This window comes from Streptosporangium sp. NPDC002524 (genome assembly GCF_040295985.1).
Taxonomy (GTDB): Bacteria; Actinomycetota; Actinomycetes; order Streptosporangiales; family Streptosporangiaceae; genus Streptosporangium.
In genome coordinates this window covers 68,190-91,749 of sequence record NZ_JBEOWK010000018.1, presented here as the reverse complement: position 1 = coordinate 91,749, position 23,560 = coordinate 68,190, and the positions used below count along the sequence as shown (strand labels likewise).

Annotated in this window: 20 protein-coding genes; 8 read left to right on the top strand and 12 right to left on the bottom strand. The window is 70.6% G+C overall.

What is annotated here, in order from left to right; all coding sequences use genetic code 11:
* Positions 1 to 6 precede the first annotated feature (6 nt).
* Together ABT053_RS28830 and ABT053_RS28825 are read right to left on the bottom strand one after the other, a co-directional pair.
* Entirely contained in the window at positions 7 to 132 is a 126-nt protein-coding gene (locus ABT053_RS28830; protein ID WP_350973042.1) for a hypothetical protein, read from the bottom strand.
* Between the two features lie 188 nt (positions 133 to 320).
* Entirely contained in the window at positions 321 to 5,090 is a 4,770-nt protein-coding gene (locus ABT053_RS28825) for an HAD-IC family P-type ATPase (protein WP_350973041.1), read from the bottom strand.
* An 81-nt stretch (positions 5,091 to 5,171) separates the two neighbouring features.
* Here ABT053_RS28825 and ABT053_RS28820 point away from each other — a divergent pair, with 81 nt between their 5' ends.
* Positions 5,172 to 6,677, top strand: coding sequence for an amino acid adenylation domain-containing protein (locus ABT053_RS28820; protein WP_350973039.1), 1,506 nt, complete (start codon positions 5,172 to 5,174; stop codon positions 6,675 to 6,677).
* Positions 6,678 to 7,130: 453 nt separating this feature from the next.
* Here ABT053_RS28820 and ABT053_RS28815 read toward each other — a convergent pair whose 3' ends face one another.
* Positions 7,131 to 8,333 carry an acyl-CoA dehydrogenase family protein gene (locus ABT053_RS28815; RefSeq protein ID WP_350973037.1) on the bottom strand — a complete coding sequence of 401 codons (1,203 nt, stop codon included), beginning with the start codon at positions 8,331 to 8,333 and terminating at the stop codon, positions 7,131 to 7,133.
* A gap of 82 nt (positions 8,334 to 8,415) precedes the next feature.
* Between ABT053_RS28815 and ABT053_RS28810 the strand changes: the two genes are divergently transcribed.
* From ABT053_RS28810 to ABT053_RS28795, 4 genes are all read left to right on the top strand, one after another.
* Entirely contained in the window at positions 8,416 to 9,063 is a 648-nt protein-coding gene (locus ABT053_RS28810) for an HAD family hydrolase (RefSeq protein WP_350973035.1), read from the top strand.
* A gap of 156 nt (positions 9,064 to 9,219) precedes the next feature.
* Complete coding sequence (locus ABT053_RS28805; RefSeq protein ID WP_350973190.1) at positions 9,220 to 9,726, top strand: DUF6912 family protein; 507 nt, start codon at positions 9,220 to 9,222, stop codon at positions 9,724 to 9,726.
* 274 nt (positions 9,727 to 10,000) lie between these two features.
* Positions 10,001 to 10,633, top strand: a complete 633-nt coding sequence (locus ABT053_RS28800) for an HAD family hydrolase (protein ID WP_350973033.1) — start codon at positions 10,001 to 10,003, stop codon at positions 10,631 to 10,633.
* Between the two features lie 289 nt (positions 10,634 to 10,922).
* Positions 10,923 to 11,660, top strand: a complete 738-nt coding sequence (locus ABT053_RS28795; protein WP_350973189.1) for an HAD family hydrolase — start codon at positions 10,923 to 10,925, stop codon at positions 11,658 to 11,660.
* A gap of 157 nt (positions 11,661 to 11,817) precedes the next feature.
* Here the strand turns inward: ABT053_RS28795 and ABT053_RS28790 are convergent, their stop codons facing one another.
* From ABT053_RS28790 to ABT053_RS28765, 6 genes are all read right to left on the bottom strand, one after another.
* Positions 11,818 to 13,275: an ASCH domain-containing protein gene (locus tag ABT053_RS28790; RefSeq protein ID WP_350973031.1), complete on the bottom strand. Its 1,458-nt coding sequence runs from the start codon at positions 13,273 to 13,275 to the stop codon at positions 11,818 to 11,820.
* 17 nt (positions 13,276 to 13,292) lie between these two features.
* A complete protein-coding gene (locus tag ABT053_RS28785; protein ID WP_350973030.1) occupies positions 13,293 to 13,865 on the bottom strand; it encodes an AAA family ATPase in 573 nt (190 codons plus the stop codon).
* The gene (locus ABT053_RS28780; RefSeq protein WP_350973028.1) at positions 13,862 to 14,854 is read right to left on the bottom strand and encodes a hypothetical protein; all 993 of its coding nucleotides are present in this window, start codon (positions 14,852 to 14,854) and stop codon (positions 13,862 to 13,864) included. Before ABT053_RS28780 ends, ABT053_RS28785 begins: the two co-directional genes overlap by 4 nt.
* 200 nt (positions 14,855 to 15,054) lie before the next feature.
* The gene (locus tag ABT053_RS28775; protein WP_350973026.1) at positions 15,055 to 15,273 is read right to left on the bottom strand and encodes a hypothetical protein; all 219 of its coding nucleotides are present in this window, start codon (positions 15,271 to 15,273) and stop codon (positions 15,055 to 15,057) included.
* A 28-nt stretch (positions 15,274 to 15,301) separates the two neighbouring features.
* Positions 15,302 to 15,682: an ATP-binding protein gene (locus ABT053_RS28770; RefSeq protein ID WP_350973024.1), complete on the bottom strand. Its 381-nt coding sequence runs from the start codon at positions 15,680 to 15,682 to the stop codon at positions 15,302 to 15,304.
* A gap of 41 nt (positions 15,683 to 15,723) precedes the next feature.
* Complete coding sequence (locus ABT053_RS28765) at positions 15,724 to 15,990, bottom strand: hypothetical protein (protein WP_350973022.1); 267 nt, start codon at positions 15,988 to 15,990, stop codon at positions 15,724 to 15,726.
* Positions 15,991 to 16,240: 250 nt separating this feature from the next.
* On the opposite strand from ABT053_RS28765, the gene ABT053_RS28760 reads away from it, so the two are divergent.
* The 3 genes from ABT053_RS28760 (at position 16,241) to ABT053_RS28750 (ending at position 19,634) form a co-directional block, all read left to right on the top strand.
* Positions 16,241 to 17,092: a helix-turn-helix domain-containing protein gene (locus ABT053_RS28760; protein WP_350973021.1), complete on the top strand. Its 852-nt coding sequence runs from the start codon at positions 16,241 to 16,243 to the stop codon at positions 17,090 to 17,092.
* Positions 17,093 to 17,107: 15 nt separating this feature from the next.
* Positions 17,108 to 17,317 carry a DUF397 domain-containing protein gene (locus ABT053_RS28755; RefSeq protein ID WP_350973020.1) on the top strand — a complete coding sequence of 70 codons (210 nt, stop codon included), beginning with the start codon at positions 17,108 to 17,110 and terminating at the stop codon, positions 17,315 to 17,317.
* A 328-nt stretch (positions 17,318 to 17,645) separates the two neighbouring features.
* On the top strand, positions 17,646 to 19,634 hold the full coding sequence (locus ABT053_RS28750) for an acetoacetate--CoA ligase (protein WP_350973017.1): 1,989 nt from the start codon (positions 17,646 to 17,648) through the stop codon (positions 19,632 to 19,634).
* On the opposite strand, the gene ABT053_RS28745 is transcribed toward ABT053_RS28750, so the two are convergent.
* From ABT053_RS28745 to ABT053_RS28735, 3 genes are all read right to left on the bottom strand, one after another.
* A complete protein-coding gene (locus ABT053_RS28745) occupies positions 19,612 to 21,126 on the bottom strand; it encodes an FAD-binding oxidoreductase (protein ID WP_350973016.1) in 1,515 nt (504 codons plus the stop codon). The two genes, ABT053_RS28750 and ABT053_RS28745, sit on opposite strands and share 23 nt — an antisense overlap.
* Positions 21,127 to 21,237: 111 nt before the next feature.
* Positions 21,238 to 22,695 (bottom strand): NADH-ubiquinone oxidoreductase-F iron-sulfur binding region domain-containing protein, encoded by a 1,458-nt coding sequence (locus ABT053_RS28740; protein WP_350973015.1) that lies wholly within the window; start codon positions 22,693 to 22,695, stop codon positions 21,238 to 21,240.
* Entirely contained in the window at positions 22,692 to 23,531 is an 840-nt protein-coding gene (locus ABT053_RS28735; RefSeq protein WP_350973013.1) for a ferric reductase-like transmembrane domain-containing protein, read from the bottom strand. The genes ABT053_RS28740 and ABT053_RS28735 overlap by 4 nt, the downstream gene beginning before the upstream one ends.
* Positions 23,532 to 23,560 lie beyond the last annotated feature (29 nt).

Sequence of the window (23,560 nt, the reverse complement as noted above, 5' to 3'; positions counted from 1 at the left end):
GCGGGGTCAGGCGAGCTGGAGGTTGCCGGTCCTGGCCAGCGAGACGACGAGCGACTGGATGACGCGGGTGAGCAGGGCCTCGATCAGCATGACGACCGCCTTGGCGAGCACGGTGGAGATGAATCCGGACATATCAACCTCACAGGGAGAAGGAGTACTTAAGGTGATAATTCACATCAAGAGAGTGTAAGTCACCATTAACGAGGTTGCTGTTCGGTGAACGTTCGGTGACATCCCCAGCGTGATCCCCGTGCCGCCCCCGCGTCGCCTCTCGCGTCTCCCCGGTTCCGCCTCTTACGCCGGGCCTCCCGCGTCGTCCCCTACGCCTCCTCCTGCGTCTCCTCCTGGATCTCCCGCGCCTCCTCCTTCGTCTCCTCCCGCGTTTCCCCCTGTGCCTCTCCCCGCGTCGCCGCCTGGAAGGCCACCCCGGCGGCCGTCGTGGTCGCGGCGCTTCCCAGGGCGACCGTCCACCCCACGGGCCCCAGGAAGTGGCAGCCGAAGAACCGGCAGACCCCCGGGACCGAGACCGCCATGCCCAGGACGGCGAGGGACAGGAGCGAGGCCAGCACGACCAGGCGATCCCGGCTGCCCAGGGCGAGGGTCTGCAGCAGCTGCGAGGCCACCAGCGCGACCAGCCCCATCGTGTCCGCCCGCCCGCGCGTACCGGTCACCCGGCCGATCGCCCAGGCCAGGCCCGCCGCGCTCGCCGTGGTGGCGGCGCGCAGGTAGATGTCGCGGGTCAGGGAGGCGCCCAGCGAGGCCTCGGGGCCCTCGTCCAGCAGCTTCTCCGGGCTGGTGGCCGTAGGCGGCCGGGAGGCCACCGCCATCGCGGGCAGCATGTCGGTGAGGAGGTTGACCAGCAGCAGCTGCCGGGCGTTCAGCACGTTCCCGCCGCTGATCAGGCTGGATCCGACCGCGAAGACGATCTCCCCGATGTTGCCGCCGAGCAGGATGCTGAGGGCGTCGCGGACCGAGCCCCACATCGCCCTGCCCTCGATGATCGCGTCGACGATCGTCTCGATGCGGTCGTCGGTCACGACGATGTCGGCCGCCGCCCGTGCCGCCGGGGTGGCGCGGGACCCGAGGGCGATCCCCACGTCCGCGACCCGGATCGCGGGGGCGTCGTTGGCGCCGTCGCCGGTGACCGCGACGACCTTGCCGGTCCGGCGCAGGCAGCTCACGATCCGCGCCTTGTGCGCGGGGGTGGTCCTGGCGAAGACCGTCACGTCCGGAAGCGCCTCCACCAGGGTGTCGTCGTCCATCTCGTCCAGCTCGGGCCCGGTCATGATCCGCCCGCCGCCCAGAACGTTCAGCTCGGCGCCGATCGCCTCCGCCGTGCTCGGGTGGTCGCCAGTGATCATGACGATGCGTACGCCCGCCCGCGTGAGGCGGCCGACGCTCTCCGCGGCCGTGGGCCGCACGGGGTCGGCCAGGCCGAGGAACCCGAGGAAGCACAGGTCCTGGATCCGGGACTCGTCGAGGTCGCGGCGGTCGGAGGCGGAGCGCTCCGCGACCGCGAGCACCCGGTAGCCCTGCCGGGCGAGCTGGTCGAGCTCCTTCTCGATCTCCGCCACGAGGTGGTCCGCGAGCGGGACCACCTTGCCGTCGCGGAGGATGGACGTGCAGCGAGTGACCACGATCTCGGGGGCGCCCTTGACGCTCAGCAGCGGGCCGGAGTCGCCCTTGCCGAGTACGGCGTGGTAGCCGCGTCCCGGCTCGAAGGGCAGCTCGTCGACCCGCTCCCAGCTTCCGGTCCCCTTCTCGGTCACGCCCAGCCGCTCGGCCCCCTTCAGCACGGCGCGGTCGGTGGGATGCGGGACGGGGCGCCCCTCGTCGTGCCGGGGGCACGCGCGCATCCCCGCGGTCACGATGTGCCGCAGTTCGGGCGTCATGTCCTCCAGGGTGCGCTCGTCCTGCACGTCCGAGACGCACCGCAGGCTGATGCGCCCCTCGGTGAGGGTCCCCGTCTTGTCGAAGCACAGGACGTTGACCCGGCCGAGGGCCTCGATCGTGGAGGGGTTGGGCACCAGGGTGTTACGGGTCGACAGCCGCCGCGCGGAGGCGAGCTCCGCGACCGAGGCGACGAACGGCAGCCCCTCGGGCACGGCGGCGACGGCGAGGCTCACCGCCGGCGCGAGCGCCTGCGGCGCCGAGCTGCCGCGCAGCAGGTCGGCGGCGAGCAGGACGACGCCGGACCCGACCGCGACCGGGAGGACCCGCCGGCTCAGCTCCCGCAGTCGCAGCCGCACGCCCGAGACCGGGGGCTGCTCCGAGGCGAGCCTGGCGGTCCTGGACGCCTCGGTCGCCTCGCCCGCCGCGACCACCACCGCCAGCCCGCTGCCGGCCGCCACCGTCGTCCCCTGGTAGACCATCGAGGTCCGGTCGGCGATGGCGGGCGCGTTGACGGGCTCCGGCGACTTGGTGACGAGCTGCGACTCGCCGGTCAGGGCCGCCTCGTCGATCTCCAGGCCCACGGCCTTGAGCACGCGGCAGTCGGCGGGCACGGTGTCGCCCGCGCGCAGCTCGATCACGTCACCGGGTACGAGGTCCTCGATGGTCGCGTTCACCTGCTCGTGAGGGTGGGTGGCGCCCGCCTTCCTCCCGCGAGGTCCGGTGCCCGCCTTCTCGTCGACGGCCGCGTTCGCCCGCTCACCGGTGTGAGTCCCGCTCGCCTTCTCCTCGTGGGGCCCGCTGCCGTTCGCCCGCCCATCGGGGTGAGCCTCGCCCGCCTTCTGATGCGGGCGGCGCAGCCGTACGGGAACCGCGACCGCCTCGGTGAGGCGGTGCAGCGCCCGGTCGGCGCTGTAGCGCTGGCCCCCTCCGATGAGCGCGTTGGCGACCACGACCGTGCCTATCATCACCGAGTCGGAGACCGATCCGACCAGGGCCGACAGGCCCGCCCCGGCCGCCAGGACGGGGGTGAGCGGGTTGGCCAGTTCCTCGGCGGACACGCGGAGCAGCGAGGCGGGTCCCTCCGGCGCCCCCTGTCCCGTCGAGGCCCTGCGCCGCGCGGCCTCGGCCTCGCTTATCCCGCCGGCCGACGAACCCAGCAGGGTCAGGACCTCCTTGGTCGGCATCGCGTGCCAGGGAGTCCGGTCGACCCGGATCGGCGGGGTCTCCCGCCCGGCGTGCCAGCCGGCCCACCCGCCCGCGACGAGGGTCGCCATCGACGTGCAGCTGCTCGCGAGCTGGGCCTTGTGCTCCGACGTCCCCGCCGGCCCGAGGATCGTCAGCACGCCTCCGGCGGCGGTTCCCGCGGTGGTGAGCCACACGCACCGCTCGCTCGTCTTCCTCGCCGGCCCCAGGCAGCTCAGGAGCAGGTGGACCTCCTCCAGCTCGGCGATCACGTCCGCGTCCCAGGGCACCCGGCCCGAGGCGCGCAGCACGCCGATGCCCAGGTCGGCCTGGGCCAGCGCGGCCATGCGGCGCGCCGACACCACGGCGACCCCGTGGCCGTCCGCCTGGAGCGCGCGGACCGACCGGGCCAGCCGGGAACCGCCCGGCACGATCTCGTCGATGCCGAGCCGCAGGGCGAGTTCCGTGCCGCCCCCCGCGAGCGCCACGGCGCACGCGTCCTTGGCCGCGGCGACGATCGCGTCGGCCAGCGGGTCGACCCGCGGCGCCATGCCGACCAGCGCGGCCGGAACGCCCCTCCTCGTCACGCGGACGGCCCGGATCCCCCGGGACTCCCAGTCCTCGGCGTCCTCCGTGACGAGCCCGGCCGGGCCCGCGAGGGGCTCCGCCTTCCACCCGCCGTCCTCCCGCCGCGCGCCGGGGTCGTCGGCGTCGATCAGGGTGAGGAGCCGCGCGCGCAGCCCGTCGAGGCCCTCGCCGTTCGCGGAGTCCGGCTCGCCGAGGGGAACGATGCGGTCGATCTCCCACGAACCCGTACCGAGCGTGTCGGCGTCGAGGATGACGCTGTCGATCCCGTCCATGTGGCGCAGGGCGCGGTTGTTGAGAACGACCGCCCCGCGCTTCGCCATGGCGCGCCCGATCGCGGAGGCGAAGGACTCGCGGCCCAGCTTCGCGGCCTTGGGGGTCGTCGCGGTGAGCATGGAGACGGTGCGATCCCGGTTGCCGCTGAGCAGGTACGTCAGCCCGCTGGCGCCCATCGCGGCCGGGACCCCGATGCGCTCGAACCGCTCCACGGGGCTGTGGGCCATGGGCGCGGGGCGCGGTTTCCTCGCCGCGCGGGTGTGGCGGTAGGAGCCCTTTCGCGACGCCAGGTCGTGCTGGTGCGCCTCCCAGGCCCGTCGTGTCTCGCGCGCCTCCAGGTAGCGGTCGGTGGCGGTGACCGACTGGACGAGCGTCTCCAACCGGCGCAGCGCCAGGGTCTGGGTGACGATGTTCGCCGTCGCGAACAGGGCGACGGTGGCCGGGCCGCCGATGCGGCGTTCCAGCTCGTGGCGGACCCTCGGGGTGGACTCCGCCACTCCCAGCAGGGCGGGAACGATCGGGGAGATCGGCGGCGCGTGCACCGCCCGCCCGGCGAACGCCATGCCCGCCCCGATCAGGCTCGCGCCGAGCCGGATGCCGGCACGGGTGTGCCGTTCCACCACCCTGGCGGTGTAGTGCTCCGCCAGCTTGGAGGAGAGGAGTCCCGGCTCCGGAGATGAGACTTTGTCGTCTTCGGCTTCGGTGTCCCCGTCCTCCGTGTCCCCGTCCTCCGTGTCCTCGTCCTCCGTGTCCTCGTCCAGGTCGTCGTCGCCGTCGTAGCCGTCGGTCAGGTCGTCGTCGTAGTCGTCGTCCCCGCCGCCCTCGCCGTCGAGCGCCTCGACGATCTCCAAGAGCCTTTCCAGGTCGATCGAGCCCGGGTCACCCCCCACGAAGACGGAGCCGAGGACCCCGTTGACCTCCGCCCGCTCGACCCCCTCCAGTCTCAGCAGCGCGTCCTCCAGCCGCCGGGCCCTCGACTCGCCGCCCGGCGAGCCGATCGCGCGCAGATCGACATGGAGCCCTCCGGGACAGACCCGTTTCCCGCGCGAACGCGGCAGGGCGTTCACGACCGCGGCGGGCACGACCTTGATCGCACCGGGTACGACGTTCCAGAGGGTTTCCGCGGGCACGGACAGCAGGCGGGGCACGAACATTCAGATCTCCGGCGGGCAAAGTGACGGGGCCGACCAGGCCGTGGTCACGCGCGGCCTGGTCGGTCCCATCGCTGCGATTACTTGGACGATCTCCCGCGGGCGGAACTCCTCGCCCGGGAGGCGGATCCCGCGGTGCGGGACGTGGACGCCGAAGTCCGTGACGTGGACGCCGTGGCCCGTCGCGACGCGGGCTTCGTGGCCCGTGACGCCGGTTTCGTGGTCCGCGAGGCGGGCTTGGCCGCCCGTGACGCGGGTTTCGTGGCCCGCGAACGCGAGGTGGCCGTACGCGAGCCGGTGCTCGTGGCCCGTGAGGTGGGCGTGGTGGTCCGGGAGCCGGTGCCCGCGGTGCGCGAGGTGGCCGCCGATGCCCGTGACGCGGGTCTCGTGGTGCGTGAGGTGGAGCCTCCCGTGCGGGATGTGGTGCTCCGGGTGCGTGAGGTGGGGCTCTTGGCCCGGGACGTCGTACCTGCCGCCCGGGTGGCAGAGCTCCTGGTGCGGGACGCGGCGCCGGTCGCCCGTGAGGCGGCGGTGCCGGCCGCGCGGGTGGCGGCGCTCGCGGTGCGCGACGCGGTGCGTGACGCGGTCCCGGCGGCCCTGGTCACGGCGCTCGCGGCGCGTGACGCGGGTCTCGTGGTGCGTGAGGTGGAGCTTCCCGTGCGGGATGTGGTGCTCCGGGTGCGTGAGGTGGGGCTCTTGGCCCGGGACGTCGTACCTGCCGCCCGGGTGGCAGAGCTCCTGGTGCGCGACGTGGCGCCGGTCGCCCGTGAGGCGGCGGTGCCCGTGGTGCGTGACGCGGTCCCGGCGGCCCGGGTCGCGGCACTCGTGGTGCGTGACGTGGGTCTCGTGGTGCGTGAGGTGGAGCCTCCCGTGCGGGATGTGGTGCTCCGGGTCCGCGAAGTAGGGCTCTTCGCCCGGGACGTCGTACCCGTCGCCCGGGTGGTGGAGCTCGCGGTGCGCGACGCGGCGCCGGTCGCCCGTGAGGCGGCACCCGTGGTGCGCGACGTGGGCTTCGTGGTGCGTGAGGTGGAGCTTCCCGTGCGGGATGTGGTGCTCCGGGTGCGTGAGGTGGGGCTCTTGGCCCGGGACGTCGTACCGGTCGACCGGGAGGTCGTGCCGGCTGTCCTGGACGTGGAGCTCCTGGTGCGGGACGCGGCGCCGGTCGCCCGTGAGGCGGCGGTGCCGGCCGCGCGGGTGGCGGCGCTCGCGGTGCGTGACGCGGTCCCGGCGGCCCGGGTCGCGGCGCTCGCGGTGCGTGACGCGGCGGTGCCCGCCGCCCGGGACACGGTGCTCGCGGCCCTGGAGGCGGTGCGTGACGCGGAAGCCGCCGTACGGGACGCGGGTGTGGTCCGGGACGTGGAGCCTCCCGTCCTGGACCTGGACGCCGAACCCGTCGTCCGGGAGGCGGAGCCCCCGGACGCGGAGGTGCCCGTCGAAGATCCGGACGCCGAGCTCGCGGGCCTGGAGACCGGGCTCGATGACCGGTTCTTCCCGCGCGCACGCTGCGCGATCAGCGTCCCGACCCCGATGGCCGCCGCTACCGGCCATTCGAGCAACCCCGCCACCGCGAGCGCGCCGAGCCCTCCGTAGTAGACGATGCGCTCGGTCGGAGGCAGGAACGACTTGGCCGTGTCGACGGCCTGTCCCGCCTCCTGCCTGCTGACGTGCGGCATGTGAACATGCGGCGGTCGCAGCTGCACGGTCATCATCGGAAGTTTGAGCGTTAGCGAGTTGCCGTCCTTTTTCCTGCTTGCCTGGGCATGCGCGGTGGACGTTGCGGGTGTGGTCGATCTCTGCGCCGTACGGGCGCGTGACCGGCTCGTCTGAGCTACTGCCATGATCCCTCCTCATGGGAACCGAGGGAAGGTGCAAATGGAGCCCGCAGGAGGTCGATCATGCCTTCTACGTGCGGTTATATGGCCCGAGTGCCATTCTCGTAATCTTCCTCGTATTGGGGCCGCGAAACGCGTAACGCTCGCTGAATCGGATGTTAGGGGATGAATCTCCGGACAATCTGTCCCTCAGTGTCCGTTTCGCGGCGGTTTAGGAGAGGTACGGCTTGAGCTCGCGACGGGCCACGGTGCGGATGTGGACCTCGTCCGGGCCGTCGAAGATGCGCATCGCGCGCGCCTGCGCGTACATCGTCGCGAGCGGTACGTCGTCGGACAGCCCCATGCCGCCGTGGACCTGGATGGCGCGGTCGATGACGTCGCACGCCATCCGCGGCGCGACCACCTTGATGGCGGATATCTCGGACGCGGCCGCCTTCACGCCGACCGTGTCGATCATCCACGCGGCCTTCAGGGTGAGCAGCCTGGCCTGCTCGATGGCGAGCCGCGACTCGGCGATCTGCTGCTGCACCACACCCTGCTGCGCCAGCGTCTGGCCGAAGGCCACCCGGTTGGCCGCGCGGGCGCACATCAGCTCCAGGGCGCGCTCGGCCATCCCGATGGCGCGCATGCAGTGGTGGATGCGGCCGGGGCCGAGCCGGGCCTGCGCGATGCGGAAGCCGTCCCCCTCCTCCGCGACGAGGTTCGCGGCGGGCACCCGGACGTCGGTGAAGACGATTTCCGAATGGCCGTGCTGCTCCTGGTAGCCGAAGAGCGGCAGGTGGCGCACGACCTCGACGCCCGGCGTGTCCGTCGGGACCAGGATCATCGACTGCTGGCGGTGCGGCGGCCCGTCGGGGTCGGTCTTGCCCATCACGATCAGGATCTCGCAGCGCGGGTCGGCCACCCCGGTGATGAACCACTTGCGGCCGTTGACGACGTACTCGGAGCCGTCGCGCCTGATGGAGGTGGCGATGTTGGTGGCGTCGCTGGAGGCCACCGCGGGCTCGGTCATCGCGAACGCCGAACGGATCTCCCCGGCGAGCAGGGGCTTGAGCCACCGGTCCCGCTGCTCGGGCGACCCGAACATGTGCAGGACCTCCATGTTCCCGGTGTCGGGGGCCGCGCAGTTGAGCGCCTCGGGGGCGAGGTCGATGGAGCGGCCGGTGACCTCGGCCAGGCTCGCGTAGTCGAGCACCGACATCCCCGACTCGGCGGGCAAGAACAGGTTCCACAGGCCGCGCGAGCGCGCCTCGGACTTGAGCTCCTCCACCACCGGCGGCAACTCGTGGCTGTCGTGCCCTCTGGTCTGGCGCCACGCGTGGTAGACCGGCTCCGCCGGATAGACATGGGTAGCCATAAAATCGGTCAGATTGGCGAGGTATTCCTGCGCCGTGTCGCTGAGCGCGAAGTCCATGGCGGCCAGTTTGGCACCACCCCTTCTTCGGCCGTCCAGTGGTCCACGCCTAGCCTGGAACCCGTTTCATCGAGGAGGACAGATGCTCAAGGGCGTGCTGATCGACTGGGGTGGCGTGCTCACCGTGGGTCTCACCGAGGCGATCGCCGAGTGGATCGTCGCCGAGGGGCTCGACGAGGCCCACTACCGGAAGGTGATGCGCGAGCTCATCGTGCGCGCGTACGAGAACTCGTCGGAGGGCGGCGAGAACACGATCCACGCCCTGGAGCGCGGGGAGATCTCCGGCCTGGACTTCGAACGGGATCTGGCGGCCAGGCTGGTCACGACGGACGGCGTGCCGCCGGTCGCCGAGGGGCTGCTGACCAGGATGTTCTCCCGCTTCCACCGGGTCGAGCCGATGTACGAGATGCTCCGCGAGGCCCGTGCCGCGGGGCTGCGCACCTGCCTGCTCTCCAACTCCTGGGCGAACGAGTACCCCCGCGAGGGCTGGGAGGACTACTTCGACGAGGTCGTCATCTCGGGGGAGATCGGCATGCGCAAGCCCGAGCCGAGGATCTTCGAGCACGCGCTCGGCAGGATCGGCCTGGCCGGGGAGGAGTGCGTGTTCGTCGACGACATCGAGGCCAACATCGAGGCCGCCCGGCGGCTCGGCATCGTCGGCGTGCACCACCGCGACCCCGACCTGACCATCGCCGAACTGGAGACCCTGTTCCAGATCACCCTCCGCTGACCGGTCCGCCCGGCGGGGCGCGGCCCGGCCCGGCCCGGCCCCGGATCGTGTCGCTCCGCGCGGGCGGTACCACCGGGGGGCGCCGGTACTGGCACACTCGATGCGTGAATCGGCGCCGGAGCGGCGCCGATGTCGGAGAGACAGATCGAGGCATGGATGCGCGTCTACCTGCCGTGTACGCTCCCGGCGCTGGCCCGCGTGGCCACCGTGGGGGAGCTCGGCCCGGCCCCGCTGACCGGCTACGCGGTGACCCCCGCGTTGATCGAGTGGTACGTCTCGGGTGACACCGAGGAACTGGAGTACGTCGCCCTGACCGAGGCGGCCAGGGATTCCCTGCGGATGCTGGCCGCGGACCGCGCCGACGGGGTGGAGGTCGTCGCGCGCCGGGTGGTCGTCGCCGTCGACGTACCGGAGGGTGGCGTGAGCGCGAGCGCCGACCTGGAGGAGCGCGCCCGGGTGCGGCTCGCCGCGGCGGTCCCGCTGGCGCTGGTCGCCGCGGTCCACGTGGACGACCTGTCGGCGGTGAAGGACGTCGAGGCCGCTCTCGCCGCCCTGCCCGCGGCCGACCGCGGCGACGACGACGCCCGCTTCACCGTGGACGGCGCCGAGGCCAACGAGCTCCTGTGGTACGCCACCCAGGAGATCCCCGACCTGGTCGGCTGACCTCCGCGCCGCCGTCCGGAGCCCGGCCTCCTCCGGGAGCGCCGGGGCGGGATCCCCGCGCCGCGTCCGGGGCCCGGTGTCCGATGTCCGGGGCCCGGTGTCCGGTGTCCGGGGCCCGGTGTCCGGTGTCCGGTGTCCGCCCCCGGGATCCCGTACCGCCTCCGGAACCCGGTGCTCCCCATCCCCGGAGGCCGGGGCGGGATCCCCGTGCCGCGCCGGATCCCCTGTCGAGGCGGGCGCTCCGGCGGGGATTTTCGCTATTCTGGACGGCAATATGAGACACATTGTTTGGGATTGGAACGGCACGCTGTTTCACGACATCGACGCCGTCGTCGGTGCGACGAACGCGGTGTTCGAGCCGTACGGACTGGGTTCCTACGACGCCGACCGCTTCCGCGCGGTCTACACGCGCCCGATCTGGACCGCCTACGAGCGCATGCTCGGCCGTGCCCTTGAGGACGGCGAGTGGGAGAGGCTCGACCTCGGTTTCCACGAGAGCTACCACCAGCTGATGCTGGAGTGCGGGCTGGCCGCCGACGCCCTCTCCACCCTGCGGAGCTGGGAGCGCGCGGGCGGCAAGCAGTCGCTGCTGTCCATGTGGGCGCACGAACGGCTGGTTCCCAAGATCGCGGAATTCGGCATCGACCACCACTTCGTCCGGATCGACGGCCTGCGCAGCGCGGCCGGCGGGCACAAGGCCGAGTCGATGGTGGCCCACCTTGCCGCGCTCGGCGTCGACCCGGCCGACGTCCTGGTGATCGGCGACAGCCTGGACGACGCGCACGCGGCCCAGCACGTCGGGGCACGCGCGGTCCTCTACACCGGCGGCATGACCAGCCGGGCCGACCTGATGGCCTGCGGCGTCCCCGTCGTCGACACCCTGGAGAACGCGCTCGACCACGCCTGACGGCCGTCACGCGACCTCACGGAAACCGGCGGCCCGCGGCAACGGGGTCATCGGCCGGCGGGTCACCGACCCCGGAATTCCCGCCGCGTCCGCCGGGAGGCGACTCAGGCAGGTCACCGATGGACAGGCCGCCGCCCCGGGGTCCCCGGGAGGCGACTCCGTTGGGTCGCCGGTGAACGGGCCGCCGATTCGAAAGTCATCTCAAACCGGATCCTTTCGGTATCGAAGGCGGTCGCTGTGCGCCCAGGGCCTTACCCTGGGCATCCGCACCCATTCCGGGAGGCCCCCGATCAACCGCCTCGTCCTCTGGAACATCGACCTCACGCTGGTCGACGTGTCGATCGTCACCCGGGAGGCGTACGCGGAGGCCTTCCGCAGCGTCACCGGAAGGCCCCTGGTCAAGCTGACCCAGGCCAACGGGCGTCCCGACTCGGAGATCGTCTTCGAGATGCTCGCCATCAACGGGATCGTCGCCGGGGACGACCACCTTCCCCGGTTCCTCGACGCGCTGGCCGGGTCCTTCGGGGCGCGGCGCAGGCGCCTGGCCAAGGACGGCCGGATGATGCCCGGGGCCCGCGACGCGCTGAAGGCCGTGGCGAGGCTCGACGGCGTGGTCCAGTCGGTGCTCACCGGCACGATCAAGAGCAACGCGGTGCACAAACTCACCGCGTTCAGCCTCGACAAGCACATCGACTTCGAGATCGGCGGCTACGGCGAGGAGGTCTACCCCAAGGCCACCCTCCTGCAGGTCGCGCAGGGCCGCGCCAAGCGGAAGTACGGGGCGACCTTCGACGGGCGCAACACCGTGCTGATCGGCGACTCGGCCAGGGACGTCCAGGCCGCCAGGATCGCCGGGGCCGCGATCATCGGGGTCGCCTCGGGCCGCTCCCTCCCGGCCGAGCTGCACGAGGCGGGAGCCGACGTGGTCCTGCCCGACCTCTCCAACCCCTCCGAGGTCGTCGCCGCCGTCGCCGGCCTCACCTCCCCGGCCCGCCGCGCGGAGGCCGGGCCCGGTAGAAGTCGTTGATCGAGCTACCTGAATCGGAAATCCCGGCCCGTATGAGTGCACGAGCGGCATCACAGGCTCCGGACCCGGAAGCCTGAAGCCACACCGCCGGTGTCCCGTCCTGCGGGAAGAAGCTTCAACCGGGCAGGGTGGGAAGGTTCGGCCATTCGAGGTCGTGTCAGTGGCCGGTCGGAGGGTCGAGGAGTTCGATTTTGATGGCCAGCACGCCGAGGGCCTCCTTCTCGGGCCCGTAGATGCGGCGGATATTGGCGAGTTGCTGCTCGCGGGGGCTGTCCGGATTGACGTTGGCGGGGCCCTCGACGTCGAGCATCTCCTCGAAGCTCCTGTACCGGGCGACGCGCTTGACCTTGGTGAGGGCGTCGTCGCGACCGCACACGAAGCGGATGTGGTCGCCTGCCTTCAAGGTACGGAGGTTGGGATACTGGACGCGGACCTCGATGGTCTTGCGCCCGGCGGCGACCAGGTCGAAGTATCGGCGGTAAAGGTTCATCTCACGGGCGCGCACACCCGCAGGTGCCACGGTCCTGCTGTTCATGATGCGGTCCAGTTCCTGGGTGGTGTAGCTGCGATAGAAGTGTTTGGGGTCGGAGAGCATCCGGCCGACGAGCCAGACCATGGCATCGACGTAGGAATCGGTGTCGCCGACCCATTCGGTGACGTCGAGCATCCAGTCCCGAGCTCCGGGCGGCGGTGGGACCTTCCCGTCCCGGATCAGTGACTTCGACAGCTTCGCGCCTGTGTCGGTCAGCACCATCGGTGTGAAGACACGGGGTGGGGGGACAAGCCCGGGGAGCTGAGCGAATGCCTCGTCCACCAGCTGGCAGCCGTACGCCCAATCGCCGCCCTTCACCATCACCGACAACGTGACGTGATCGCGGGCGGCCATCCGCTCCTTGACCAGGTTCCGGTACAAGGTGGCCAGGTCCAGGTAGGCGCTGGTGTCGGCGGTGACGGCGATCTCGTAGCCGCCGTGATCGGTGCACACCGCGGCGAAATCCGCTCCACCGGATCCAATGCGTAGCAGCTTCGTCCGCTCGGAGCGTTTCTCGGCCCATCCGCACCGCGGGCACGGCAGGCGCAGGTGAACCTCACCGTGTGAAGGCGCGAGCGGCCAGCGAATCTGGTCCAAGCGGCCGAGGGTGGCCAGGAACTCATGCCGGAAGGCGGGGTCGGCCTGCTGGGCGGAGTAGGTCTCGATTTCGTAGTCAACGCCGGTGGCGTCGGCAAGGGAGTCGAACATGCCCCGGTAGTACTTGTCGATCAGTTCGGTGACGCCGTCGCCGCCGAGGGCGTGGACGTAGGTCTGCTGGTAGGCATGATGGGTCTCAGGGTCCAGACGGATGTCGTAGGGCGCGTTGTCGAGTGCGCCGAACCGGACGACGGAATCCACGTTGAAGGTGCGCTTGGTGGCCTTGGCGAGGAGAAACGCCGCTGTCTGAACCAGCGAGGTGCCCAAATGGGGTGCGCCGTTGATCTGGGTGCCGACGCAGAAGGCGACCCGGTCGGGATTGGTGGCCTGCAGACGGGGTCGGACCATGTCGACACTACGAAGCATCGCGTTGGCCAGCACGTTGTTCGGGCTGATGATCTCCACGGAATCGGTACGGCCGCGCATAGGATGAGGCCCTTCCGTCAAGTCGTTGGCACGGGGAGTTGCGCGAGGATGAAGTCGACCCGGCGGCCCGGCTCGTCGGCAGGGACGAAGATCGGCCGGTATCCGGCGTCGTAGTAGCCCTGGATGATCAGTTCGTGGACGCGGCGGATCTCTCGCTCCTTGGCCCACACCAGATCGTCCTCGGAATCGAAGTCATCAAGAGGATCAAGCACGAACACCGCGTCGTAGCGGTAGACGCGGGAGGCTTCCTCAAGTTCTGGATACGGGCCCAGCCCAAAGAAGGCATCCCACCCGTACCCGTCGGGAATGGCGCGGTTGTAGAACCGCAGGCCGGACGTGTGTCCACAGAACTCGGCGACGAAAGCGTCCAGCACATCGCGGGAGTAGGCGCGCCGATCACCAACCTGCAGATGACGGCCGAGGCGCTCGCGGTGCTCGCGGTAGATCTCCCGGGCTGGTTCCCCCTCGGTACACGGGATATCTCGCTTCTGGATTTCGGTGATCACGGCCTCCTTGCCCGCGGAAGGGCCCCCGGTCACGACGTACCGGCGGGGGGCGGTGTTTGGATTGAGCAGCTGGTCAAGACTCATGCGTGGTGTCCTTGCTTTTTGTGGGAACCGTCTTGGCGGCCGATCAGCGCTTGCCGCCAGGCGGCAACCAGCTCGGTGCTGCCCTCAGCGAAAGCCAAGCGGGCAGCGAAGGCGTCTCGGCCCTCCTCCGGGTCGGCGAGTTCGGTCAGCAATAACTCCTGGGCGGCAGTGAGGGGCGGTGTCCAACCGGCGGATGCGGCGATCTCCTCGGGGCCGAGCTTGGTCGCCGCGTGCAGCAACACCGCGCCGTAGGCGGACCGGTAGGCATGGGCGGCACGCAGTACCAGGGCATGCCGCCACAGCGCCACCGCAGCTGCCAAGTCCTGCCCGGTAGCGTCCATGCTCGCCAGCCGCGCCACGGTCAGCAACTGCGCGCGTAGCAGGTAGACCGCCCCCCACAAGGAGGCCAGGGCATGCTGGTGTTCGGCGGCCTCCCAGGCGAAGACGTCAGCTGGCAGCACGAGCCGTCCAGAGGCGGCGTGCAGCTCGGGCGGTTCGGCGTGCCGGGTAGTGAAGGCTTCACTGTCGCGGCGCAACTGCCAGGCCAGCAGCTCCAGGAGCCTTGGTTCGATCCGCTTGCGGAAGTGGTGCACCTCATATCCGGACGCGGCTGCGGCCATCACCCGCCGGGCGGTCAGCGTCGCCCCCGATGTCGAGACCTGCGCGCCGAACAACAACCGGGCGGCCTCGGCCAGCTCACCGTTCTCCAGCCGGTCCAGCTGCTCACGCAGCAGGCCATCCAGTGCCCGCGCTCGGCTGCCTGGGACATCTGGATTCGATGACCGCGCTTTTACTCCCTGTAGCCCCAAGAGATTCGGCCCGCACCGTTCCAATCGAACCGGAAGTCCGACGCGCAGCAGCACCTTCACCTCCTCGGCCAGGACGTCGGCTGTCGTCGCGTTCGCCGCCGCTGTTCCAGATCTGGGCATGACTTCAGCATCCCAGACCTGTCCAGAAAAAGCCCAGTCGTATGCCCAGAAAATGCCCACAATTATTCTCCGGAAAGGTACGTTAAGATCCTCAGCGGTCTGCGCTCGCGTGCGATGACTGACCTGCGCGAATGGGCTTGACGTACGTTTTCGGTCTGTCAACTTCGCCCACGACACCGGCCGCCTTCCCGTAGGCCGTTGATCCCACTTCTGACGAGTAAGCGGCGCCGATTCGGACTCTGCCTCCCCTCACCTATGGGTTAGAACGCCTGACGCGGTCGTGACCGCCTCTCCAGTCGGGTCTCCTCCTCCAGGTTGCGGGCCAGCTCCTCCACGGTCGCTCCGCAGCGGACGTTGCACAGGCCACGCTCAAGTCCGTGCGCCCACAGGCTCACGCGCCGTACGGCATAGCAGCCGCCTCCGGATCCCTCCGCGATGATCCAGGTTCGCCCGTGGCGAGCCATCAGGTCTCTCAACATCCCTTTCCTCCCCGCCGAGGTCGGCGCGTCAGGCCACACATATGTTCAGGGCGAGATCGGCCCACACGACGCGTCCAGCCTTGATCTCATACGACCCCCACTTCAGAGCCATCTCCTCGATCAGCTCCAGGCCGCGTCCCCCGTCGCTGTCGGCGCCCACCCGCTGGATTCGCGGGGCGCTGTCCAGTGCGCCCTCGTCGACGACGGCCAGCCGCAGCACCGGCCCCTTCGCCCGCAGTTTCACCGTGACCAGGCCGCCCCGGCGCCTGCCGGAGTTGGAGTGGCGCACCGAGTTGGCCACCAACTCGCTGACGACCAGCAGCACCACGTACTCGTCATCCTCGTCGCCCGCGAGTTCACGCAGTCGCAGGGCCGCCCTGACGAACGCTCGGGCCAGCGGAACCGACACCAGTTCTCCCGGGAGAACGACCCCGCCCAGAAACCGTGACATCACTGGTGGACCGCTTTCCGGATGATTTGGGCCGCTTCCTCGCCCAGAGCCCGTACCCGCTGCTCAGGACCCTGGCCCCAGGTGAAGACCCAGACGCCCCGCTCCTTCGTCGCCCGGACCTTCACGGCAGTGCTCTCCACACCCAGGAGCAGGGCGGGTTCCTCGTTCTTGGGAAGTTCGACCAACGATGCCATGTGCAACCCGCGCAGATCCCACGCCAGCCGCACCAGGTGAATGAACTGCTGTTCCGTATACGGCGCTGTCACCGGTCCTGCCCTTCGTCGGTTTGGTGAGCCCGAGTGGGGAGAGGCGGCGAGGCTTTTGGTCTCTTGTTGCCGCAACCGCCTCACCCGGAGATCAGATGGCAAGAGCTTGATCCCTCGACTGTGTGTCGATTCGGGTGCCTGCCTCGGGAGGGCGCGACAGACTGGTCACACAACATGATGCATACGAGACGATGTTTACGCAACATGTTGCGTAAACATCGGTCGCGATGATTCCGCTACCCTTTGCCGCATGACTCAACGGGGGCAGGCTCCAACCGCTCGCCTGCGACGGCTCGCGATGGAGCTGCGGCAGCTCAGGGAGCGTGCAGGTCTATCCCGCGAACAGGTGGCCGAAGCCACCGAGATCAACCGCACCACCCTGTATCGCATCGAGATGGCACAGGCGAAACCGCAGGTGCGGACGCTACGCGCTTTGCTTGACGTCTACGACGTGTCGAAGGATCACCGGAATGACCTGATTGCGATCTTGAAGTTGGCCGGGGAGGAGAGTTGGCTGCAAACCGCCTCGGAAGACCTGCCTGGCCATTACCCCACCTACATTGGGTTCGAGCGAGAGGCAACGGCGGTTCTCAACTACCAGTTGTCGTTCATCCCTGGCTTGCTTCAAACTGAAGCGTACGCACGTACGGTGATCCCCGGTGGCGCTCCCGAATTGTCGGCGGCGGAGGTTGAAAGCCGGGTGGCGGTGCGTATGGCTCGCCAGGTCGATCGTGATCCGTCGCCGATCATTGAGGTGATCATCGATGAAGTGGCATTGTGCCGTCGTACCGGCGGCCCAAAGATCATGCGTGAGCAACTACAGCATTTACTTAACAAGAGTGAAAAATCGAACGTAACGTTGCGGGTGATCCCACTAAGCGTCGGCGTCCATCCGGGCATGCATGGATCGTTCGTCATTCTCCGATTCGCGCACGGCGTTCGCGATGTCGTCTACATTGAGGTCAGCACGACGGATTTATTCCTGGACAACGAGAATGAAATCAGGCGATATAACCTGATGTTCGACCAGCTTCGAGCTGTATCGGCCAATCAAGGTGAGAGTCGTGACCTCATAGCTCGCGCACTCGCAGGCATACAATAAAAGGAGACGGCAGTGATGAAAAAGGAGCTTGATCTGTCCTGTGCCGAGTGGCGGACCAGCAGTCTTAGCGGCTCGAACGGTGAATGCGTCCAGGTCGCTTTCCCGGACAAGCAGGTGGCCGTCCGCGACAGCAAGGACATCCAAGGGCCCGCGTTGACCTTCGAGTCGCGTCAGTGGAGCGCCTTCGTCTCCGGCGTCAAGCGTGGCGAGTTCGACCTGGCCTGACTCGTCCAGCCTGGAGGCATCGCTGTCGAGTCATCTCGGATGAATCAGAAAGCGCCCGGTCGCTCTGGTGATCGGGCGCTTTCTGTTACTCGGACAGAGCTACGGCCGGTGAGATGACGATTCCCGGCCGACGCGTTTTCGGCTGGCGGGCCGGTACGACGTGACCGGTGCCACATCCTCTCGTCGGGGACCCGTGGCCGGACTCCACCTGTTTCGGCGGGATCCCGGGGAACGGGGTGTCTTGTGCGTGGTGGCCCCACATGGTGTGACCGGAGGTTGTATGGATCCCGGGGATGACATTCGGGTGGGGCGCCGAGAGGATGGGGCCATGGTTGAGGAAGGTGCGCCGCTCTGGGAGCCGTCCCCGGAGATCGTGAGGAACGCCAAGGTCACCCGTTACGCGGAGTGGCTGGGCCGGGCCGGTGACTACGAGTCCCTGTGGCAGTGGTCGGTCGACGCCCCCGAGGAGTTCTGGACGTCGATCTGGGACTACTTCGGGGTGGTGGGGGAGCGCGGCGACGGGCCCGTCATGTCGGGGGAGATGCCCGGCACGGAGTGGTTCGCCGGGTCGACGCTGAACTACGCGGCCAACGCGCTGCGCCGGGCCGCCTCCGATCCCGGGCGGCTCGCGGTGATCTCCCGCGACGAGGCGGGCGGGCGCCGGACGCTCACCCTGGGGGAGCTGGCCGAGGAGGTGGCGCGGGTCCGCGCGGGGCTGGCCGCGCTGGGCGTCGGGCGCGGCGACCGGGTCGCGGCCTACGTGCCGAACGTCCCCGAGGCGCTGGTCGCCTTCCTGGCGACCGCCTCCCTGGGCGCCGTCTGGTCCTCCTGCTCGCCCGACTTCGGCGCGCCCAGCGTGATCGACCGTTTCACCCAGATCGAGCCGAAGGTGCTCGTCGCGGTCGACGGCTACGACTACAACGGCAAACACTTCGACCGGAGCGAGGTCGTCCGGGACATCGCGGCCAAGCTGCCGACCCTGGTGGCGCGGGTGCGCGTCCCGGCCCGGGAGACTACCGGCGCCCCGGAGACCCGGGACGCGGACGCGGCCGGTGACGGGGTCCGTACGGTGAGCTGGGCGGAGGTGCGCGCCGTCGCGGGGCCGCTCGCCTTCGAGCCGGTGCCGTTCGGGCACCCGCTCTGGATCGTCTACTCCTCGGGGACGACCGGGCTGCCCAAGCCGATCGTGCACGGCCACGGCGGCGTGGTGCTCGAACACCTCAAGGCGCTCTCCTTCCACCAGGACCTGGGCGAGGACGACGTCTTCTTCTGGTACACCACCACCGGCTGGATGATGTGGAACTACCTCGTCGGCGGCCTGCTGGTCGGCTCGGCGGTGGTGCTCCACGACGGGGCGGCGACCTACCCGGAGACCGGCGCGCTCTGGCGGCTCGCCGCCGAGGAGGGGGTCACCTACTTCGGCACGGGGGCCCCGTACGTGATCGCGTCCATGAAGGCCGGTCTCGAACCCTCCGGCCTCGACCGGCTGCGGGGGCTCGGCTCCACCGGCTCGCCGCTGCCGCCCGAGGGGTTCGCCTGGGTGCACGACGCGCTGCCGGAGGTCCAGCTCGGCTCGTTCTCCGGCGGCACCGACGTGTGCACCGGTTTCGTGGGCGCCGTGCCGCTGCTCCCGGTCCGGGCGGGGGTGATCCCGTGCCGCTGCCTGGGGGCGCGGGTCGAGTCCTTCGACCCGTCGGGCACCCCGGTGGTCGGCGAGGTGGGCGAGCTGGTGCTGACCCTGCCGATGCCGTCGATGCCGGTGATGTTCTGGAACGACCCCGACGGGTCCCGCTACCGCGACAGCTACTTCTCCGAGTACCCCGGCGTCTGGCGGCACGGCGACTGGATCAAGATCCTCCCCGACGGCGGCTGCGTGATCTACGGCCGCTCCGACTCGACCCTGAACCGGGGCGGGGTCCGGATGGGCACCAGCGAGTTCTACCGGGTGGTGGAGCGCTTCGAGGAGATCACCGACAGCCTGGTGATCGACACCGGCCGGCTCGGGGAGGAGGGCCGCCTGCTGCTGTACGTCACCATGGCCGAGAAGACGCCCCTGGACGACGACCTCGTCGCGCGCCTGCGCCGGGAGCTGCGGGAGGGGCTCTCCCCGCGCCACGTGCCGAACGAGATCATCGAGGTACCCGGCATCCCCCGCACCCTCAGCGGCAAGAAGCTGGAGGTCCCCATCCGCAAGATCCTCCTCGGGGTCGCCCCGGAGAAGGCCGCCAACCTCGACGCCATGGCCAACCCCGAGGTCCTCTCCCACTTCGTCCCGGGAGCCGTGGCCCCCGAGGTCAGATCCCCTGGGGGAGCCTGAACAGGCGGCCCGGGTCGCGGGCGGCCTTGATCTGGGCGAGCCTCGCGGCGTTGCCCCCGTAGTAGGCCGCGCGCCAGCCGCCGAGCTCCGGGTCGATGTAGTTGACGTACGCGTGGTCGCCGAAGTGGGGCCGCATCGCCGCGTGCGCGCTCCTGGCCCACCCGGCCGCCCCGGAGCGGTGGGCGTAGTACTGCACGCTGTAGAGGGCGGCCCGGTGCGGGAAGGCCGTGGCCTCGGGGCGGACCCTGGCGACGGCGCCGCCAAGGGCGTCCAGCAGCACGGTGTGCTCGCCGGGCCTGGCGACCTGGGCGACCAGCGCCTTCGCCCCGGCCTCGGAGAGCGGGCGGTAGGCCATGTGCGACTTGGCCTTGAAGGTGTCCCTGGACAGCCGCCCGCCCCGGGTCTGCCCCGGCAGGGAGCCGCCCAGGTGGCACTGGGAGACCGAGAGCGAGCCGCAGCCCGCCATGGTCAGCATGGCCTGGCGGTAGGAGGTCTGCCGGACCCAGCTCGACGACGGCGACCCGGCCGCGTCGGCCAGCCTGTCGAGCAGCCGCTCGCACCCGGCCCTGCCGCCGAGGTAGAGGCCGACGACCTCCACGTCCGTCCCGCCGTTGCGGCTCAGGTGCATGCCCGACCACATGGCGTCGGGAGCCGAGGGGCCCCACGCCTGCCAGGCGCGCAGCGCCCTGGCCGCCCTCGACCACGGCCAGTGCAGGAAGAACACCGTGACCTCACGGACGGGGTGGGTCCGGAACCCGAAGGAGACCGCCACGCCGAGGTTGCCCCCGCCGCCGCCCCGCGAGGCCCAGTACAGGTCGGCGTTGTGGTTCGCGTCGCAGGTCAGCAGCCGCCCGTCGGCCGTGACGATCTGGACCGACTCCATCACGTCGCAGGTCAGGCCGTACTTCCTGGAGACCACGCCGATCCCGCCGCCCAGCGCGAGCCCGCTCACCCCGACCGTGGCGCAGGTCCCGGCGGGGATGCTGACCCCGTTCGCGGCCAGCCTGTCGTAGACGTCGATCAGCTTGGCCCCCGCCCCGACGGTCGCCCGCCCCGAGGCGTGGCTCACCTTGCTCATCCGGGACACGTCGAGGACCAGGCCGGTCCCGGTGGACCAGCCCGCGTAGGAGTGGCCGCCGGACCGTACGGCCAGCGGCAGGTTCAGCCGGCGCGCGAAGCCGACGCACTCGGCGACGTCGGAGGGGTTGGCGCAGTAGGCCACCCCCGAGGGCCGGACCGCGTCGAAGGCGGGGTTGAACAGCTTCCTCGCGCCGTCGTACGCGGCGTCGCCCGGCCGGACGAGTCTTCCCTCCAGCCCGCCGGCGAGGGCCCGCCAGTCGGCGGGCCGTGGCGCGCCCGCGGCGCCCCGGCCGGTCGTACCGGTCACAGTCATGCCGGTGGCGCCCAGGGCGGGGGTGCCCTGGGCGCCCAGTGCGAGGGCGACCAGGCCGCCGGTCCGAAGGAATGCCCGCCTGTCCGGAGGGGTCCGCATGTCGTTACTCCCCGAGGTTCAGTGTCATCTGCCCGATTGGACGACCGCACTGTCCTTCTGGTTGGTCACATTCACATCACCTCTTGATCGGAGAAGAGACGGGAAAACAGCTCATGTCCCCTGTGCCACGCGCAGCGCGAGGGCCGGGCACATCTCCACGGCCCTGCGGGCCATCCGCCGGAACTGGGCGGGCACGGTGTCGCGGCCGAACACCGGGTAGCCGTGCTCGTCGAGGTGGACGAGGTCGGGGGCGAGCTGCGCGCACAGCCCGTGGCCCTGGCAGCGGGTCCAGTCCACGGTGAGCTTCACCTCGGGCTCGTTCTCCTGCGGGGGCAGGGGGAGCACGCCGAGCACCGGGCGCCCGCAGTTGCCGCGCAGCAGGTGTTCCTCGATGTCCTCGGGGAAGGCGTCCAGCGCCGACAGCACGAACCTGGACGTCCCGTCGGGGTGGAAGCACGCGCCCCTGCCCTTGACGCTCGCGGCCCTGCTGCGCAGCTCGTCCAGGGCGGAGGCCGACCCGTTCACGAGCTCGGCCATCGACTGCGCGACGTCCGGGAGGCCGAGACGGCAGGGGCCGCACTGCCCGGACGACTGGGCGGCCAGATACTTCGCGACCCTGACCGTCTCGCCCAGCGGGCAGGTCTCCCCGCCGAGCGGCACGATGATCCCGGCGCCGAGCTGGCCGCCCGCCTCCGCGATGCCCTGGCGGGAGACGGTCGCCACGGCCGCCGCGTCCGCGTGCAGCCACGCGCCGTGGTAGCCGCCGACCAGCACCCCGTCGCCGGTGGAGGCCTGGCAGGCGTCCAGGACGGCGTACAGCGGGGTGCCGGTCGCGACCTCGACCACGGCCGGCGCCTTGGCGGAGCCTCCCACGGTGAGCAGGACCGTCCCCGGCTCGCGCGCCGTGCCGACGTCGGCGTACCGCTCGGCGCCCAGGGTCGCGAGGACCGCGAGCTGGGCGTACGTCTCGGCGTTGGACAGCAGGGTGGGCAGCCCGTTCACGCCGCTCTCCACGGCCCTGACCTTGCGGCCCGGGGGCTCCCCGACGAGGCCGTTCACCGAACGGACCAGCGCGCCGCCCTCGCCGGAGATGAACCTCTCGACGATGCCGACCACCCGGACCTGGGCGCTGATGCCGCGCTCCTCGACCGCGGCGGCCACGGACGCCTGGCCCATGCCGCCCTCGACGGTCGCGATCACGACCTGCTTGGCGCCGATCGCGCCCGCCGCGAGCAGCGCGCCCTCGATGACGAGGTGGGGGGTCCTGGTGAGCAGCATCGTGTCCTTGCTGCTCGCGGGCTCGCCCTCGGCCGCGTTGACCAGGACGATCTTGTCCGCCTTCTTGTCCATCACCGCGCGGACCTTGCGGGCGAAGGGGAACGCGGCCCCGCCCCGGCCGCGCATGTCCACCTCGTCGGCGAGCGCGGCCAGCTCCTCGCCGGACATGCCCGGCGCCGTGCCGTGCATGTCGCGGTGTTCCGCGAGGTCCATCCTGCGGCAGTCCTCCAGCCCGGCGGTCAGCCGGGCGGGCCCCAACTGGCGGACGGGGGGTACGCGGTAGGGAATCATCCGACATCTCCGATACGACGAAGCTCCGGCGGGTCCTCGCGCACCAGGCGCGGGATGCGGCCGACGATGCTCGTGGGCGGCGTGATGCTCGTGGGCGGGGTCAGGTCGGCGGCGACGGGCACCTCCACCGGCGTCTCCTCGCGTACGAGGACCGGCTTGGGCTGCAGCTCGGAGATGACCCTGATCAGCAGGGCGGCTCCCACCGCGACCAGGCAGACCACGTAGCTCCAGGTCACCCACTCGGCGGGCGCGCGGCCCGCGGTGAGCCCGTGCAGGACCGCCATCGGCCACGCCAGGTAGGCGGAGCCGTGCAGCATGCGCCAGAGCCACGGCCTGCGGTTCTCCGCGAACCTGGCCCTGGCGACCCCGGTGAGGAAGACGAGGATCATCAGGTCGGAGGCGATGGCGCCGAAGCCGACGTACAGGCTCTGGCCGCTCGCGCCCAGCGGGACCACGACGGACGCGAGGGAGGTCCGGCTTTCGATGATCTTCATGATGACGTGGATGGCGAGGAAGCCCATGCCGAGCATGGCGGCGGCCCGGTGGACGAGTTGCGAGCGGATCCTGCCCAGGACCGGCAGCACGATCCGGTCGGCGGAGAGCAGACCGAGTGCCACGGTCGCGGTGAGCGACACGAGGGCGATCACGCCCGCGAAGAACGAGAAGATGCCGCGGACGGCCGCCGCCGCCTCCATGCCGGGCGCTGTCCGCCCGAGCATGAGGAGGCCGACCACGGAGACCGTGATCGTGACGCCGAGGCCGATCCTGGCGGGCCTCTGGTCGAGACTGATCCCGGCTTCGGCCCGGGTGTGTCTCGGAGTCCGTCTGTTACCCACCTATGGCTCCTGTCTGCGAAGCGGCTCGG

Coding starts and splice junctions, on each gene's coding strand:
- ABT053_RS28830 (WP_350973042.1), bottom strand. CDS start 132: ATGTCCGGATTCATCTCCACCGTGCTCGCCAAGGCGGTCGTCATGCTG.
- ABT053_RS28825 (WP_350973041.1), bottom strand. CDS start 5,090: ATGTTCGTGCCCCGCCTGCTGTCCGTGCCCGCGGAAACCCTCTGGAAC.
- ABT053_RS28815 (WP_350973037.1), bottom strand. CDS start 8,333: ATGGACTTCGCGCTCAGCGACACGGCGCAGGAATACCTCGCCAATCTG.
- ABT053_RS28810 (WP_350973035.1), top strand. CDS start 8,416: ATGCTCAAGGGCGTGCTGATCGACTGGGGTGGCGTGCTCACCGTGGGT.
- ABT053_RS28805 (WP_350973190.1), top strand. CDS start 9,220: ATGCGCGTCTACCTGCCGTGTACGCTCCCGGCGCTGGCCCGCGTGGCC.
- ABT053_RS28800 (WP_350973033.1), top strand. CDS start 10,001: ATGAGACACATTGTTTGGGATTGGAACGGCACGCTGTTTCACGACATC.
- ABT053_RS28790 (WP_350973031.1), bottom strand. CDS start 13,275: ATGCGCGGCCGTACCGATTCCGTGGAGATCATCAGCCCGAACAACGTG.
- ABT053_RS28785 (WP_350973030.1), bottom strand. CDS start 13,865: ATGAGTCTTGACCAGCTGCTCAATCCAAACACCGCCCCCCGCCGGTAC.
- ABT053_RS28775 (WP_350973026.1), bottom strand. CDS start 15,273: ATGTTGAGAGACCTGATGGCTCGCCACGGGCGAACCTGGATCATCGCG.
- ABT053_RS28760 (WP_350973021.1), top strand. CDS start 16,241: ATGACTCAACGGGGGCAGGCTCCAACCGCTCGCCTGCGACGGCTCGCG.
- ABT053_RS28755 (WP_350973020.1), top strand. CDS start 17,108: ATGAAAAAGGAGCTTGATCTGTCCTGTGCCGAGTGGCGGACCAGCAGT.
- ABT053_RS28750 (WP_350973017.1), top strand. CDS start 17,646: ATGGTTGAGGAAGGTGCGCCGCTCTGGGAGCCGTCCCCGGAGATCGTG.
- ABT053_RS28745 (WP_350973016.1), bottom strand. CDS start 21,126: ATGCGGACCCCTCCGGACAGGCGGGCATTCCTTCGGACCGGCGGCCTG.
- ABT053_RS28740 (WP_350973015.1), bottom strand. CDS start 22,695: ATGATTCCCTACCGCGTACCCCCCGTCCGCCAGTTGGGGCCCGCCCGG.